Annotated in this window: 12 protein-coding genes; 3 read left to right on the forward strand and 9 right to left on the reverse strand. The window is 44.8% G+C overall.

Features of this window, described 5'->3' with window-relative positions:
* Positions 1 to 17: 17 nt before the first annotated feature.
* The 6 genes from FM019_RS05080 to lexA form a co-directional block, all read right to left on the reverse strand.
* Positions 18 to 914 carry a cytochrome c oxidase subunit 3 gene (locus FM019_RS05080; protein WP_143834803.1) on the reverse strand — a complete coding sequence of 299 codons (897 nt, stop codon included), beginning with the start codon at positions 912 to 914 and terminating at the stop codon, positions 18 to 20.
* Between the two features lie 13 nt (positions 915 to 927).
* Entirely contained in the window at positions 928 to 1497 is a 570-nt protein-coding gene (locus FM019_RS05085) for a cytochrome c oxidase assembly protein (protein WP_409553360.1), read from the reverse strand.
* 11 nt (positions 1498 to 1508) lie between these two features.
* Positions 1509 to 3098 carry a cytochrome c oxidase subunit I gene (gene ctaD, locus FM019_RS05090; protein WP_143834804.1) on the reverse strand — a complete coding sequence of 530 codons (1590 nt, stop codon included), beginning with the start codon at positions 3096 to 3098 and terminating at the stop codon, positions 1509 to 1511.
* 10 nt (positions 3099 to 3108) lie between these two features.
* Positions 3109 to 4239, reverse strand: coding sequence for a cytochrome c oxidase subunit II (coxB, locus tag FM019_RS05095; protein ID WP_143834961.1), 1131 nt, complete (start codon positions 4237 to 4239; stop codon positions 3109 to 3111).
* 316 nt (positions 4240 to 4555) lie between these two features.
* On the reverse strand, positions 4556 to 5713 hold the full coding sequence (chrA, locus tag FM019_RS05100; protein WP_143834805.1) for a chromate efflux transporter: 1158 nt from the start codon (positions 5711 to 5713) through the stop codon (positions 4556 to 4558).
* Positions 5714 to 5853: 140 nt separating this feature from the next.
* Positions 5854 to 6477, reverse strand: coding sequence for a transcriptional repressor LexA (lexA, locus tag FM019_RS05105; protein WP_143834806.1), 624 nt, complete (start codon positions 6475 to 6477; stop codon positions 5854 to 5856).
* A gap of 209 nt (positions 6478 to 6686) precedes the next feature.
* Between lexA and plsB the strand changes: the two genes are divergently transcribed.
* Positions 6687 to 9137 carry a glycerol-3-phosphate 1-O-acyltransferase PlsB gene (gene plsB, locus FM019_RS05110; protein WP_143834807.1) on the forward strand — a complete coding sequence of 817 codons (2451 nt, stop codon included), beginning with the start codon at positions 6687 to 6689 and terminating at the stop codon, positions 9135 to 9137.
* Between the two features lie 168 nt (positions 9138 to 9305).
* Here the strand turns inward: plsB and ilvA are convergent, their stop codons facing one another.
* Together ilvA and ilvD are read right to left on the reverse strand one after the other, a co-directional pair.
* Positions 9306 to 10853 (reverse strand): threonine ammonia-lyase, biosynthetic, encoded by a 1548-nt coding sequence (gene ilvA, locus FM019_RS05115; protein ID WP_143834808.1) that lies wholly within the window; start codon positions 10851 to 10853, stop codon positions 9306 to 9308.
* Positions 10854 to 12701: a dihydroxy-acid dehydratase gene (gene ilvD, locus FM019_RS05120; protein WP_143834809.1), complete on the reverse strand. Its 1848-nt coding sequence runs from the start codon at positions 12699 to 12701 to the stop codon at positions 10854 to 10856.
* Between the two features lie 471 nt (positions 12702 to 13172).
* Between ilvD and FM019_RS05125 the strand changes: the two genes are divergently transcribed.
* Positions 13173 to 13799, forward strand: coding sequence for a trimeric intracellular cation channel family protein (locus tag FM019_RS05125; protein WP_143834962.1), 627 nt, complete (start codon positions 13173 to 13175; stop codon positions 13797 to 13799).
* A gap of 85 nt (positions 13800 to 13884) precedes the next feature.
* The gene (locus FM019_RS05130) at positions 13885 to 15399 is read left to right on the forward strand and encodes a YifB family Mg chelatase-like AAA ATPase (protein ID WP_143834810.1); all 1515 of its coding nucleotides are present in this window, start codon (positions 13885 to 13887) and stop codon (positions 15397 to 15399) included.
* A 24-nt stretch (positions 15400 to 15423) separates the two neighbouring features.
* Here FM019_RS05130 and ilvY read toward each other — a convergent pair whose 3' ends face one another.
* On the reverse strand, positions 15424 to 16287 hold the full coding sequence (gene ilvY / locus FM019_RS05135; protein WP_143834811.1) for an HTH-type transcriptional activator IlvY: 864 nt from the start codon (positions 16285 to 16287) through the stop codon (positions 15424 to 15426).
* Between the last annotated feature and the right edge of the window lie 57 nt (positions 16288 to 16344).

The raw sequence follows: 16344 nt of genomic DNA on the forward strand, positions 1-16344 counted from the left end.
GCGTTGTTGGTTATTTCTTAAAGTATATACACGAAGAAAAACAGCATTACCCACACTACATCAACAAAGTGCCAGTACCAGCTACCCGCTTGGAAAGCAAAGTGATTGTCAGGTGTAAAGTGTCCTTTTAGTACGCGCAAGAACAACACAATCAGGATAATAGTTCCCAGGGTTACGTGCATACCATGGAAGCCGGTTAACAAGAAGAAGGTGTTACCATAAATACCTGATTGCAGCGTAAGACCCATATCATTGTACGCATGAATATATTCCACTACTTGCATATAAAGGAAAAAACAGCCCAACAAAATGGTGATGCCTAACCATACTTTAAGTTTGGTGCGTTCATTTTTTTCCAAAGCAACGTGTGCCATATGACAGGTCACAGATGAAACCATCAAAATAATGGTGTTGTACAACGGCAAACCCGTCCAAGGCATAGCGGTTGTTTGTACCCCGCCGGGCGTAGAAAGTAAGGGCCACATGGCTTCAAAATCTGGCCATAACACTGCTCCCGTCATTTCGTTGTTTCCAGCACCGTCTAGCCATGGTATGGCAATAACACGGGCATAAAACAACGCGCCAAAAAATGCTGCAAAGAACATCACCTCAGAGAAGATAAACCAGGCCATGCCTTGTCGGTATGAGCGCCCAAGTTGAGCACTGTACAAACCTGACATAGATTCATCAATTTGATTTTTGAACCAGCCAATCAACATAACCAATAGAGTGGCGAAACCAGCGGTCAATATCCAACCACCATAGCCACTTTGAGCCTTGGTTTGTTCTACAACAAAGTTACCTGCTCCAAAGGCGATGAGAAAAAGTGCAACCGCACCAACAATAGGCCATGGGCTTTGGTCTGGAACGTAATATTTTTCGTAATCTTGTTCTGCTTGCTCAGTTTGTGCCATTTTATTTTCCTTTTTAGCCTTGGTTCATTGCAACAACTTGGGCACTAGCTGTTACGTCATACAAGGTGTATTGAAGCGTAAAAAACTTAATGTCTTTGGGCAGCTGTGGATCGATATAAAACTTCATCGGCATTAGTGCTTCTTCACCGGCTTTTAGCGGCTGATGATTAAAGCAAAAACACTCTGTTTTATTGACATACAAGGCTGCAGTACCAGGCGATACTGAGGGTATCGCTTGGGCGACATAGTCTTTGGCAGTGGAATTTTTAACGTAAAAATCCACTTGATTCATTTCTCCAGGATAAACCTCTATTTTGCGAGTTTGTGCAGTAAACTCCCAAGGCATCCCAGTATTTGTACGGGTGATAAATTCTACGGTGATAACTCTTGAGCGATCCACTTCCACAGCTTCATAAACCGCAGCGGTGTCGCTAGTTTTGCCATTAATCCCGGTGATCTCGCAAAACACTTCATAAAGTGGTACCAACGCGAAGGCAAAACCAAACATGCCAAATACAATGGCGACAAGCTTGATAACAAGCTTGCCGTTTTTTTGGTTCATGTCTTGAGTTTGATTACTCATAGTCTTATCAATTATTTCACTACAGGTGGTGTATCAAATGTGTGATACGGCGCAGGAGAAGGGATTTCCCATTCTAGCCCTTCAGCACCATCCCAAACTTGTGCACTTACTGGTTCACCTTGTTTGCGACAGGCTTTAATCAACAACGCTAAGAAAATAAGCTGGGATAGACCAAATGCGAAGCCGCCAAGACTAATCCACTTGTTAAAATCAGCAAATTGCAGTGCGTAATCTGGGATACGACGAGGCATACCCGCCAATCCAACAAAATGCATAGGGAAGAACAACACGTTGACCGAAATCAGTGAACACCAGAAGTGCCACTTAGCCAAGGTCACGTCAAACATCTTACCTGTCCATTTAGGAAGCCAATAATAAACTGCAGCCATAATCGAGAAGATCGCACCTGTCACCAGAACATAGTGGAAATGCGCGACAACAAAGTAAGTATCGTGATATTGGAAATCCACGGGCACTATTGCAAGCATCAAGCCTGACAAACCACCTATGGTAAATAACACGATAAATGCCAAGGCGAACAACATAGGCACTTCAAAGGTCATTGAACCTCGCCACATGGTTGCCACCCAGTTAAAGACTTTCACCCCTGTGGGCACAGATATCAGCATGGTGGCAAACATGAAAAAGAGTTCGGCCTCCACCGGCATCCCCGTAGTAAACATGTGGTGCGCCCACACAATAAACGACAATAACGCGATAGACGTTGTTGCATAAACCATTGAGGCATAGCCAAACAGTTTCTTACGAGAAAACGTTGGGATAATTGCCGAGATAATACCAAACGCTGGCAAAATCATGATGTACACTTCAGGGTGTCCAAAGAACCAGAAAATATGCTGGAACATCACCGGATCGCCACCACCCGCGGCATCAAAGAAGCTGGTGCCAAAGTACTTATCGGTCAGAACCATGGTGACCGCCCCTGCAAGCACTGGCATTACGGCAATAAGTAGAAATGCGGTAATCAACCAAGTCCAAACAAACAGCGGCATTTTCATCCAAGTCATACCCGGGGCACGCATGTTGAAAATAGTTACGATAACGTTGATGGCACCCATGATGGATGAGATACCCATGATATGCACAGAGAACACGAATAATGCAGTAGTATCGTTACTGTATGTAGTCGAAAGTGGTGCGTAGAATGTCCAGCCAAATGCCGGGCCGCCACCTTCCATGAACAGTGACGCTAACAGAATGGTAAACGCGCCAGGTAATATCCAGAAACTCCAGTTGTTCATTCGAGGCAGTGCCATATCAGGCGCACCGATCATCATAGGAACCAGCCAGTTAGCTAGGCCTGTAAACGCCGGCATGACCGCACCAAATACCATGATCAGTCCGTGGACTGTGGTCATTTGATTGAAGAAATTCGGATCAACAATTTGCAATCCAGGTTGGAATAACTCTGCACGGATGACCATCGCCATCGCGCCACCAACCAAAAACATAATAAAAGCAAACCAAAGGTAGAGTGTGCCTATATCCTTGTGGTTTGTTGTGTATAACCAACGTTTAATGCCGCTGGGCGCGCCATGATGGTGGTCATCATGATCTAGTTCTGTTGTTGCTGTGCTCATAACCAACCTCCTATTGACCCGTCATTACGGCGTTAATGTCTTTAGCTTGTACCATTTCACCTGTGTTATTACCCCAGGCATTTCTTTCATAAGTGACCACCGCAGCAATTTCGCTCATGGTTAACTGTTTCGAGAACGCTTGCATCGCAGTACCTGTTTTACCGTTGACGACTATGTCAATGTGACCAGGCATATCGTTTTTGATCATGTCGGTTCCAACTAGAGAAGGGAAAACACCTGGAAGACCTTGACCATTAGGCTGGTGACAAGCGGCACAGGCGCGCAGGTAAACTTGTTCACCTATAGTCATTAACTCGTCCATGCTCATATTCATGGCCAGCAAACGCTGTTCTTCTTCTTTTGCTTTGCGCTGCATTTCTTCTTGTTCGGCAATCCAGGCGTTATATTCTGCTGGATCTTTAGCGACAACAACGACTGGCATGAAGCCATGATCTTTACCACATAACTCTGCACATTGGCCTCGATAAATACCAGGCTCGTTTACCCTGGTCCAAGCTTCATTGATAAAGCCTGGGTTTGCATCTTTTTTCACTGCAAAGTCTGGTACCCACCAGGAGTGGATAACGTCATCTGATGTGACCAAAAATCTAACTTTCTGGCCCGTGGGTATAACAAGTGGGCGGTCAACTTCGAGGAGGTAGTTTTCGCCTTTATCAAATTTGTTGTTAATTTGCTCTTGTTGTGTGGCCATGACGGAGAAAAACTCAACATCATTTTCCATATATTTATAGTGCCACTTCCATTGCGAACCAGTGACCAAAACTGTCACATCGGGATTAGAAGAATCCTCCATCGCAATGAGAGTTTTGGCGGCAGGAAAGGCCATCACAATTAAAATAATGAACGGAATGATTGTCCATGCAATTTCAACTTTAACGCTTTCATGAAAATTGGCGGGCTTCACACCACGAGATTTGCGGTGAAAGAACATACTCCAGAACATCGCAGCAAAGACCAGTAGACCAATCACCACGCAGATAATAAACATCAGCATATGTAGGTCGTAGACTTCGGCGCTTATGTCAGTAACACCCTTGCGTAAGTTCAACTGATATTGATCAACAGCTGTACCCGAATCAGCAAAAGCTGAAAACGCAATGATACTCGTCAGTATCGTCATCGCGCCGGACCATATCTTCTTCACTCAACACCTCCTGTTGAATTAAGTCTTTTCCAAGGGAGTAACGCACAGTAAAAGAACCGCAGAAAAACTCAGTGTGGTAAATGACTTGATTTATTTTTGTTATATTGTTGTAAATTGCCGTATAAGAATTACTCAACTAGACGTTTGAGTCTAGTGTTTTTTGTTAATCCAATGAACAAGTGCCTGATTTTTATTCAAAATAGACTTTTATCAAGAGTTTATGGCTTTTTTACTTTTATAAATAAATTGCAGGAGAATTTAAGGCTTATTCAAATTTGGTCTTCTTTGACGATTAACCGACGAAGAATACAGCGGCAAGTCGCAATAACACGATGCCGATAATTAACATCCAAATTGGCAGCTTTTTCGATTGGATTAGCGCGATTCCAAGCACTACTATCGCACCATCTGAAATTGAGTGTATTGCAGTAATAGAAATCGGTTGAATTAACGCTGCGAGTAATAACCCCACCACCGATGCATTAATTGCTGCTGACGCCCCCGAGATTTTGGGCAAGTTTATAATCTGCAACCAGGCATCCTTGCATCCAAGCAGCAATAAGAACCCGGGCAGGAATATTGCCAAGGTTGCAATAATCGCCCCCGTCAGGGCGAATTCTTGATTCAGTTGAGCACCTAAATAGGTTGCAAGCGTAAACATCGGTCCCGGAACACCTTGGGCAAGGGCATATCCAGTTAAAAACTGCTGTTGAGTCAATTCGCTGCCCACAGATCCCTGGAGAAGAGGCAACACAACGTGGCCGCCACCAAAGACTAAGCTACCCGCCTGATAGAAACCTGCAAATGTGTTCCACAATGGACTGTCCTGATAGACAAAAAAAGATGCCGCAAACAAGACAACAAATACAAAAAGCCATGGCAACTTAGTTTGCAAAATAGGCCGCTCCTCACTCTCACTGTTCTTGACAGTGAAGGCTCCCCAAATCGCTGCGACTACAATTGCCAATATTTGCGTTAACATTGATGGGAAGACTAACAATATTACCGTGGTTAAAAGCATTACACTGATTAGTTTTATGGTTTGACAAAACTGTTTGTACATAGTCACGATTGCATCCGTCACCACGATTACGGCCAATAACTTTAATCCATCAAATACTGCAGTCACTATCCAATGGTCGAAATTGCTGACACTATTGGCCGCCACGAAAAACATGATCACAAAAGATGGCAGGGTAAACCCTATAAAGGCAGCGATGGCGCCACCCAAGCCACCTCTGTGTAACCCTATCGCAAATCCCAATTGGCTGGACCCAGGGCCAGGAAGAAACTGACTCAATGCGGTAAGTTGAGCAAAGCGCTGCGCGTCTATCCACTTAAGTTTTTCAACAAAGATTTTTTGAAAATAGCCAATATGGGCAGCAGGTCCACCAAAGCTGGTTAAACCTAATAAAAAAAACTGCCAGAAAACGTTCAGTAGTGTTTTCATAATTGTGCTTAGGGATGTGATGCGCTGAGTATATGCGGACACAAAAAAACCAGCAATACGCTGCTGGTTTTTGAAGAATAATTTTTTTGAGTCAGAAAGCGTGTACAACCATGATTTTAGAGACTTTCTGTTGGCTTTTACTACATCCAATCAGCATTACGAATAACACCAACGGCTATGCCTTCGATGTTAAATGGCTGCGTTGCCAAGTCCACCTTAATCGGACTGAACTCTTCGTTTTCAGCGTGCAACAACACTTCTCGACCGCGTTTTTCCAGACGCTTAACCGTGACATCTTCGTCTACTCGTGCAACAACCACCTGGCCATTATGCACGTCAGTAGTGCGATGCACTGCAAGCAAGTCGCCATCAAGGATGCCAATATCCTTCATACTCATTCCATTAACTCTGAGTAGAAAGTCTGCATTGGGTTTGAATAGCTCTGGGTCTACTTTATAATGACATTCTACATGCTCTTCGGCCAAAATCGGCTCACCTGCTGCGACGCGGCCAATTAATGGCAGCCCCACCTCTTCTTCAATGTCATCAAGTGGCACATTTAATTTAATGCCTCTAGAGGTTCCAGGTAAAATTTCGATCACCCCTTTGCGCGCCAGCGCCTTGAGATGCTCCTCGGCAGCATTAGCTGATTTAAAACCGAGTTGGCGAGCGATTTCAGCGCGAGTGGGTGGCATTCCCGTATCGGACATCGTCGTTTTAATGAGTTGTAGAATTTCTTCTTGTCTTGGAGTTAGTGGACGCATAACCAGCCTGTTTTTCTATACAGTTCAACTGGTAGTATATACAGTTAGTGACAGAACACAAATTTAGTTGATGTTTGACGAAATTCGTTACTTCATCGCTTTTTTGATAAACAAACATAATTTTTTACGCTTTAAGGATTCGTCAAAAAAGCATATTTCTGTGCTTCATGATATCCTCCGCTTGTTTTAGGAACCTCAAGGTGTGATATATGGTTTGGCTGCATAAATTGCTGCTTACATTATTTGCTTTTCCAGTGCGTTGGTTGGTTAGGGTCAACAACATTCCAACAGATATCGAAAACGAACTTGGCATTGATAAAACCAAGCCGATTATGTATCTGTTGCGTACCCACTCCATTACCGATCAATTGGCATTAAAAATGTCGACCAAACAGGTCGGCCTGCCAAGTCCAACAAAAAAAATCTCTATCGGTGACGAAGAGCACAGTGCATGTGTCTTCTTGCAGCAACCTCAATCCGTGATAGGTCGGTCCATCAAAGGGACAAAAATCGCCGCAGATTTTACCCATCTATTTGAGCTGCATCGCGAAAATAAGTCACTCGATCTGCAAATTGTTCCTGTTACAATTTTTTGGGGCCGAGCACCTGGCAGAGCATCTTCTGGATTAGCCGATATGCTTGCAGACCGAGCATCGCCAAGTTGGTTACGTAAATTCTTCATTGTACTGTTTTTAGGACGGGACAATTTTGTTTCCTACAGCAAAGCCGTATCTTCGCGCACCATGACAGAATTACCTGGCACTGAGGCTGATATCGCTCACAAGTTAATAAGGTTAGCGGGCACTCACTTTCATCGCAAACGCCAAGCTTTTAACGGTCCTACCTTGCTTGAAAGACAAGAACTGTATAACTCGATATTAGGTTCAGCGTCCGTTATGAACGCCATAAATGACGAGGCGCGGAACAAGAAAATCCCGCTAGGCAAGGCAAAGACCGTTGCCCGTTCATATATTAATGAAATCGCCGCGGATTATCGAGAAGGCCTGATTCGCTTTGGCGACAGAGTGCTTACCCGAATTTGGAATAAAATCTACGATGGTATTGATGTTGGGCACGCTGACAAAGTCCGCAAGTTGGCGCAGAATGGGCATGAAATTATCTATGTTCCTTGCCACCGCAGTCATATGGATTATCTACTGCTGACTTACGTTATTTATCATGAAGGACTAGTAACTCCTCATATAGCAGCAGGGATAAACTTAAATTTTTGGCCCGTGGGCGGTATTTTTAGACGCGGTGGTGCGTTCTTTTTACGCCGCAGTTTCGCTGGAAACAAGTTGTATACTGCGGTGTTCAGAGAATACCTGGAACTGCTTTTTAATAAAGGATATTCAGTTAAATACTACGCAGAAGGTGGCCGAAGCCGCACAGGTCGATTGCTTCCTCCCAAAACCGGTATGTTAGCCATGACGCTTCAGGCAATGATAAAAGGCGTTAACCGTCCAGTCAGTATCGTGCCAGTTTATATTGGTTACGAACACGTCATGGAAGTAGGCAGTTATCTAAAGGAGCTGAAAGGCAGCAGCAAACAAAAAGAATCTGTATTTGGCTTGTTTTCGGTTGTTCGTAAATTAAAAAATTATGGACACGGATTCTTAAATTTTGGCGAACCCATTCAGTTAAACAATTTCCTTGATGAACAAGTTAAAGATTGGCGCGATGCGCAAAATACAGACACAGACAAAAAACCCAGTTGGCTAACCCCTACAGTCAACACCTTGGCAAATCAAATCATGGTGCGAATTAATCAGTCAGCAGCAATTAGTGGCATGTCGATTTGTGCACTTTGTCTATTATCTGCCAAGAAAAATGCCATGGGTCAAAAGGAGCTTGAGCAAGCGGTTGATGATTACCTGCATTTACTCAAACTTTCTCCTTACAGTGAAATGGTTAGCTTGCCAAAGGAAGATGGCAAAACCATTGTTGAAAAAACGCTAAAGCTTGGGAAAATGAATGTTCATGAAGACAGTTTCGGTAAAATCATTTCATTGGAGCATCGTAACGCTGTTGCCTTGACCTACTATCGAAACAATATTCTTCATTTGTTTGCTATTCCAGGGCTGATTGCTGCAATTTTGTTTGCGCGCAAAGGGCTAGAAAAAGGCAAATTGATCGATTTGATTATGAGCCTCTACCCTATGTTTCAGCGGGAATGGTTCCTGTATATGTCTGAAGATGAGGCCAAGGATTACGCAGAAGGGCTTATCGACAGCATGAAAGAAATGGGCATGATTGCCACCAGCGGAAGGAAGCTGGTCCCAGTCGAGCCTACAGAAAAATCGTTTTACTCTGTTTGGTTGCTTAATCGCTGTGTACAAGAAACACTTCAACGTTATGCACTGGTCCTATCGTTGTTGGCCAGAGAGAAAAAAATGAGCCGCGCAGCATTGGAAAAACAAAGTGCTAAATTTGCCGAGCGATTGGCCGCCTTGCATGGCATTAGCTCACCTGAATTTTTTGATAAAAATGTACTGGCCACTTTTGTTAATGCGTTAAGAGAGAATAATTTATTGGCAGACAGTGACGATGGACAATTACAGCATTCAGAAGCCAGTGAAGCATTTCGTCAGGAAATCATAGGTTTAATCGCCCCAGAGATCGCCCAGCGTTTAGAGAAACTTTACGCCCAACAAGGTTGACGCGGAATCACCGCGTCTTCCAACCACCTACTGCACGTCATCCCGAAGCAAGAAGCTACGTCATCCCCGAGTGCTCTTGTCGGGGATCTTTTTGGGCCCTAAGATAGTCCTTAAATAATCCACGCCTTCGCGGGAATGATGTAGTTTTTGCCTTGAGGTGAAGCAGGCTTATCTCTCTAAACCGACGTCAGATAAGAAGAATTGATAAGCCGGATTGTCCGTCTGTTCTGCGTAAACATACCCGAGCTTTTCCAGATGTTGATCAAAATCGTCACGTCCGTTTTCCGGTAAATCAAATCCAGCGAGAACTAAACCTTCTGCGGCACCATGGTTACGATAGTGGAAAAGCGTGATATTCCAGGATTCTCCTAAGGTGTTGAGGAAATTCATTAACGCACCGGGGTATTCAGGGAACTCAAATGAGAAAATGTGCTCGTTTAACAGGCTCGGCGGGCGCCCCCCAACCATGTAGCGTACGTGCAATTTTGCCATTTCGTTTTCTGATAGGTCAAAACACTCGTATCCGGCTTGTGTTAATTCGCGCTCCAACTGCAAGAATTCCTCTTTTCCAAAACGTAGTTTTATACCCACAAATATGTGGGCTTCGCCGCTGTTAGCATACCGGTAGTTAAACTCGGTGATGGTGCGACCACCAAGCAGCTCACAGAATTGCTTAAACGCACCCGTTCGCTCTGGGATCTTAACCGCAAATACGGCTTCTTTTTGCTCGCCAAGCTCACATCGTTCTGAAACATATCTAAGGGTGTGAAAATTGATATTTGCACCACACAAAATACCCCCCAAGGTCATACCTGACATCGGGTTTTCTGCCAAGTATTTGCGTATCCCAGCGATAGATAAGGCCCCCGCTGGTTCAGCGATGACGCGAGTATCGTCGAAGATGTCTTTGATCGCCGCACAGATTTCATCCGTGTTTACCGTGATGACCTCATCGATATATTGCTGACATAAACGAAACGGTTCCTGACCAATGGTTTTAACTGCCACACCATCAGCGAAAATTCCTACAGAAGGCAATGCGACGGGTTCACCAGCGAGCAAGGCAGCTTGCAAACATGCTGATTCGTCAGACTCAACTGCGACAATTTTTAATTCTGGCTTGAGCTGTTTGAGAAAAACACTAATCCCAGCGGCTAACCCACCACCGCCAACCGCCACAAACAACACGTCCATATCAGGGAGCTGTTCAAGTAGTTCACGGCCAATGGTGCCTTGCCCAGCAATGACGTCTTCATCATCAAACGGAGGCACCAAGGTATATCCGTTCACTTGTGAGAGCCTAACAGCCTCGTCTTTTGCTTGATCAAAACTGGTACCGTAAAGCACTACATGAGCATATTCACCGCCAAAACGTCGAACCGCTTCAACTTTGATATCTGGAGTTGTTTCAGGCATTACTATGGTTGCCTGAACCTTTTTAATTTTTGCAGAATACGCCACGCCTTGCGCATGGTTGCCCGCCGAGGCGGCCACTACGCCAGCCTGTAACTGCTCTTCGCTCAAGCTGCACAGTTTGTTGTAGGCACCTCGTAATTTGAATGATTTGACTGGCTGCTGATCTTCACGCTTTAAATAAATGTTGTTGCCTAACGAGGCCGATAAACTATTCAGTTTAGTTAGTTCGCTGTTTACCGCGACGTCGTAAACAGGCGACAACAAAATGCGTTTTAAGTATTCATTTGCGGCTAAAGTCATTTAATCTTCCAACTTAGAAGGATCTCGAACTGCCCCCTTGTCCGCACTAGTCGCAAGCATGGCGAAGGTTTTCAATGATAAAGACACTTTTCTATCCCGATTTTTCGGCTTCCAAGGGTTCGCGCTAGCTTCCATCGCTTCACGTCTCGCTTGCAATTCATCTTCTGAAATCCGTAAATTGATCCCTCGACTAGGGATGTCTATGTCGATAATGTCACCATCTTCAACTAATGCAATCGCGCCACCAGCACCAGCTTCGGGCGAGGCGTGACCGATTGACAGCCCAGAGGTTCCGCCGGAAAAACGCCCATCGGTAACCAGTGCGCAGGCTTTGCCTAACCCTTTGGATTTAAGATAAGACGTGGGGTACAACATTTCCTGCATGCCAGGTCCGCCTTTGGGTCCCTCGTAACGGATGACGACTACTTCACCGGCTTGTACTTCGTCACTTAAAATCCCGTTTACTGCGTCATCCTGACTTTCGTAGACTCGGGCTTTACCCGAGAACACATGAATTGACTCATCAACGCCAGCGGTTTTGACGATGCATCCGTCCAGGGCAATATTGCCATACAATACGGCCAAACCACCTTCTTCACTAAAAGCATGCTCACGGGCACGAATACAGCCATTTTCCCGATCAATATCAGCGGTGGGATAGCGACAACTCTGACTAAACGCTTTGGTTGTTCTGATCCCAGCAGGGCCGGCTTTATAGAATTCTAAAATCTCATCTGAGGGTTGGTTAGCAATATCCCATTGGTCTATCACCTCTCCCATTTTTTTGCCCAACACGTGATGCACATCTTCGTGCAATAGCCCTGCACGTTTGATTTCAGCCAGGATACCCATCACGCCGCCAGCGCGATGCACATCTTCCATGTGATATTCAGGTGTTGCAGGAGCAACCTTACACAAATGTGGTACTTTTCGAGAAAGACGGTCAATATCCTGCATCGTAAAGGGCACTTCGCCCTCAATTGCAGCGGCCAATAAATGCAATATCGTATTGGTCGATCCTCCCATGGCTATATCCAAGCTCATGGCGTTTTCAAAGGCTTTGAAGTTGGCAATATTTCTCGGTAGCGCAGTATCATCATCTTCTTGATAATAACGTCTGCAAAGCTCAACGATTTGTCGTCCTGCTTGCTTAAACAACTCTTCTCGGTCAGCATGAGTCGCCAACAAAGAGCCATTCCCCGGTAATGACAAGCCTAGTGCTTCAGTTAAACAATTCATTGAATTTGCGGTGAACATACCAGAACAAGAACCGCAGGTTGGACAGGCCGAACGCTCAATCTCTTCTGAATCTGCATCAGAGACTTTGTCGTCTGCCGCAGCAACCATGGCGTCAACTAGGTCTAGTTTGATCAACTGATCAGAGAGTTTAGTTTTACCCGCTTCCATCGGACCACCAGAAACAAACACCACAGGGACATTTAAGCGCATGGCGGCCATCAGCATGCCAGGAGTGATTTTGTCGCAATTAGAAATACACACAATGGCATCGGCACAGTGGGCATTAACCATATACTCGACGGAATCAGCAATGATTTCCCGAGACGGCAGACTGTAGAGCATCCCCGCGTGTCCCATAGCGATGCCATCGTCTACAGCGATAGTATTAAATTCTTTTGCTACGCCACCGGCCGCTTCAATACTTCTGGCGACCAGTTGACCCATATCTTTTAGATGCACATGACCTGGAACAAACTGAGTAAAAGAATTTGATACAGCGATGATCGGTTTACCAAAGTCTTTATCGGTCATGCCGGTCGCTCGCCAAAGCGCCCGAGCACCAGCCATATTGCGACCTTGAGTTGTGGTAGATGAACGTAGTTTAGGCATGGTCAAACTCTCTTGCTCTCTTGGCCCAGGTTTTCTCTGGACAAAATTAATTCAGGTACGGGCGGTTTTAATGTGACAGAAACTCCGGCACCTTAAAACAAAAAACCCCCGCAATAAATGCGAGGGTCGGTGTACTCTTAACTAATACACCCTACCCCCGCTGGAAAATCTCCAACGCGCTAATATTAATAACTAACGCTTGCTCGATAGGTTGTATATTCATGCTCATGCACGGTAAATCGTCACTGCTAATAGAAATATCATGGTTAAGCAGGCGGGATCAAGCATTGATACTGTATATATTATACCAATCCATATGAAGAAGTGATCATTCAGCGAGAAAGCAACTGGTCGCATTCTGACTGATCGCTTCTTTCCACGGATTAGCATTATGCTGTTTACCTTTATAGCCGCTGTGTTAAGGTTTTTTCAAAGCTATAAAAAAACTAGAAGTCCTTTTATATGTTCACAATGTCAGTCTGGTTTCATTGGATCGATCTTGCCGGGGTCGCCGTATTTGCAGTATCTGGAACATTGATGGCCCACCGCAAACATATGGATGGTTTTGGTGTTGTCGTTTTAGCTGGAGTCACTGCTATAGGTGGCGGCACCTTGCGCGACATGATTTTGGACTTGCCGGTATTTTGGGTCAAAGATCCAAGTTTCTTTTATGTGATTATTCTTGCCGCGATTGCCACCATAATTTGGTTGCGCAAACATGAAACCTTCCCGCTGCGATATTTGCTGGTAGCCGACGCTATTGGTTTAGCATTTTTCAATGTAATGGGCTTGCAAAAAGCCTTGGCATACGGTGCAACGCCTTTTGTCGCCATCGCTCTGGGTACTATGACAGGGGTTTTTGGTGGTCTGATCCGCGACGTTATATGTCGTGAAATTCCATTGGTGCTCAAGGGAGAGCTTTATGCCACGACCTGCATCTTAGGCGGAGCCGTTTATGTTTTTGCCGTGATGTTCGACCTGCACACAGATATCGCCATGCTGGCTGCACTGCTGACCACTTTATTGTTGCGTTTGGCCGCTATGCGATGGCATTGGAACCTTCATGTTTTCCCACCTCATGGTGATGAAAAAAACTAGACATTAAACTAGACCTTAGACACTCGCAACAAGGAACCCTATAACTTAAGCTCAATGACATCAGATGATAAACAGGGAAGGTTTAATGTCATTGGCAGTCGTGTACTCAAGAGCCTGCGTGGGAATTCAGGCACCGCTCGTCACAATTGAGGTCCACTTAGCCAACGGGTTGCCAGCTTTTAATTTAGTAGGATTAGCAGAAACTGCAGTCAGGGAATCCAAGGAGCGGGTAAGAAGCGCGTTGTTAAATTCAGGTTTTGAATTTCCCGCCAAACGCATTACCGTAAATCTTGCACCTGCTGACTTACCAAAAGAGGGGGGTAGATTTGATCTTGCTATAGCTATCGGCATCATTGCCGCCTGTGGGCTATTTCCCGTTGAACACCTAAAACAGATAGAATTTATTGGTGAATTAGCGCTGACGGGAGATATTCGTGGCGTATCAGGCGCATTACCCTTCGCTTATGCCTGCGCCAAAAGCCAACGAATTGCTGTCGTGCCTGCAGCCAATGCAAATGAAGCTAGCTTGGTCTCTAATTGCCAGATTCTTTCAACTGACACTCTGACAGAGATATTTTTGCACCTGTCAGAACGACAAACTTTAGCTGTTTATCAGCATACAGAAAAAGAAACTTCGAGCCATTACGAAATGGATTTGGCCGACATTAAAGGCCAGCAAATGGCAAAACGTGCATTGGAAATCAGTGCAGCTGGCAATCACAATATACTGTTTTGCGGTCCACCGGGGACAGGGAAAACAATGTTGGCGCAAAGACTATTAACGATCCTTCCGCCGTTACAACAACAACAAGCGTTGGAATCAGCGACGATTCGGTCCGTTGCACAACAAGGCATCGATCCTAGCAATTGGCGACTGCGGCCTTTTAGGCAACCTCACCATACCAGTTCTGCTGTAGCACTGGTGGGAGGTGGCAGTCGTCCAAAACCAGGAGAAATTAGCCTCGCTCATCATGGTATTTTGTTTCTAGATGAGTTGCCTGAATTTGATAAAAAAGTATTAGATGTACTCAGAGAACCACTAGAATCAGGCAATATTCATATTTCACGCGCAGCGTTCCAAGTGAGCTATCCAGCGCGTTTCCAATTGGTTGCTGCTATGAACCCTAGCCCCACAGGGAGTTTGCACGATGGTCGTTGCACGTCTGAGCAAATTTTAAAGTACCTGAATCGAATTTCTGGGCCGTTTTTGGATAGAGTCGATTTGCAAGTGGATGTACCTAAACTGACGTCCGAGGAATTATATCAACCTCTACCCAATCAATCTCACGAGAACAGCAGTACTGTGCGTCAAAGAGTGATCAATGCCAGAAAAATGCAAACCCAGCGAGCAGGAAAGCTTAATGCACAGCTCAATAACCGTGAATTAGAAACTTACTGTGTACTGAGCCCTCAAGATCGACACTTTTTGCAAAATGCAGTAGAAAAACTAGGTCTATCGATGCGCGCATTTCACCGTGTGATGAAAGTTGCCCGCAGCATCGCGGACCTCGAACAAATTACTATGGTTAACCGGGAGCATCTCGCTGAGGCCCTTAGTTACCGAGCACTGGACAATATCATCAAGCAGCTAAGCCACTAATTGTTCCTGCGCAGAATATTTAAATTATTCACGAATTTGATTAACCATGGCATCGATCAAAGGCTCTTTAATTCGCGAGTTAAGGCAGCACAGCCCCAATTTGTAAGGCTCAATATTTTTTATATTGATACGCGATACGTGCTTTGCTGCCATAGAGTTGTCCAGAACCACCTTTGGCACTATACCTAGTCCACAACCTAGGGCAACCATACTTACAATGGCTTCATTCCCGCCCACCGAAGCATATACATTAGGACGTATTCCTATTTCAGTGAACCAATGATGGACGATACGTTTTGATGGTCCTGAGTCGGGTAGCACAACTTTGTGTTTTGCCCAATCAACATCATCTAAATGATTGAGTTGACTGTCTCTTGGTGCGATCAACTGCAAAGGTATGGTATCTAAGGCAACGAAAGCCAATTCGTTGGGCATATCAGGAGTATAAATGGCAATAGCCACATCGGCGTCATGATCCAGTACTTTAGAGACAGACAAAGCGTGATCGCCTGTCGTCAGTTTTACTTCAACTTGCGGATGTTGCTGGCGAAACTGATTAAGAATGTTTGGCAGATGGCTTTGGCTAGCAGTGACCGAACAATACAATCTGATTTCACCGGTTAACAGAGGATTAAGCCTGTCGAGATCTGCTTTTAACATGTGCCATTGATCTAGCGTCTGCTGACTGAAAAGACGCATTTTTTCACCTGCCGCAGTGAGTTTAACTGAACGATTATCTCTTACAAATAACGCAGCATCGCATTCATCCTCAAGTCTCTGTATAGCCCGGCTCAACGTAGACGGACTAACATAAAGCGCTTTGGAGGTTTTGCCAAAGTGTAGGCTTGATGCCAAATGTTGGAATAATTGTAAGCTTCGAAAATCCATGATGTTTCATATTTTGCAATACTATGTTGCAAATATATCATTTTAAACAATACAAAA

Source organism: Aliiglaciecola sp. M165 (genome assembly GCF_007197995.1).
Taxonomy (GTDB): domain Bacteria; phylum Pseudomonadota; class Gammaproteobacteria; order Enterobacterales; family Alteromonadaceae; genus Aliiglaciecola.

Coding starts and splice junctions, on each gene's coding strand:
- FM019_RS05080 (WP_143834803.1), bottom strand. CDS start 914: ATGGCACAAACTGAGCAAGCAGAACAAGATTACGAAAAATATTACGTT.
- FM019_RS05085 (WP_409553360.1), bottom strand. CDS start 1,497: ATGAGTAATCAAACTCAAGACATGAACCAAAAAAACGGCAAGCTTGTT.
- ctaD (WP_143834804.1), bottom strand. CDS start 3,098: ATGAGCACAGCAACAACAGAACTAGATCATGATGACCACCATCATGGC.
- coxB (WP_143834961.1), bottom strand. CDS start 4,239: ATGACGATACTGACGAGTATCATTGCGTTTTCAGCTTTTGCTGATTCG.
- chrA (WP_143834805.1), bottom strand. CDS start 5,713: ATGAAAACACTACTGAACGTTTTCTGGCAGTTTTTTTTATTAGGTTTA.
- lexA (WP_143834806.1), bottom strand. CDS start 6,477: ATGCGTCCACTAACTCCAAGACAAGAAGAAATTCTACAACTCATTAAA.
- plsB (WP_143834807.1), top strand. CDS start 6,687: ATGGTTTGGCTGCATAAATTGCTGCTTACATTATTTGCTTTTCCAGTG.
- ilvA (WP_143834808.1), bottom strand. CDS start 10,853: ATGACTTTAGCCGCAAATGAATACTTAAAACGCATTTTGTTGTCGCCT.
- ilvD (WP_143834809.1), bottom strand. CDS start 12,701: ATGCCTAAACTACGTTCATCTACCACAACTCAAGGTCGCAATATGGCT.
- FM019_RS05125 (WP_143834962.1), top strand. CDS start 13,173: ATGTCAGTCTGGTTTCATTGGATCGATCTTGCCGGGGTCGCCGTATTT.
- FM019_RS05130 (WP_143834810.1), top strand. CDS start 13,885: ATGTCATTGGCAGTCGTGTACTCAAGAGCCTGCGTGGGAATTCAGGCA.
- ilvY (WP_143834811.1), bottom strand. CDS start 16,287: ATGGATTTTCGAAGCTTACAATTATTCCAACATTTGGCATCAAGCCTA.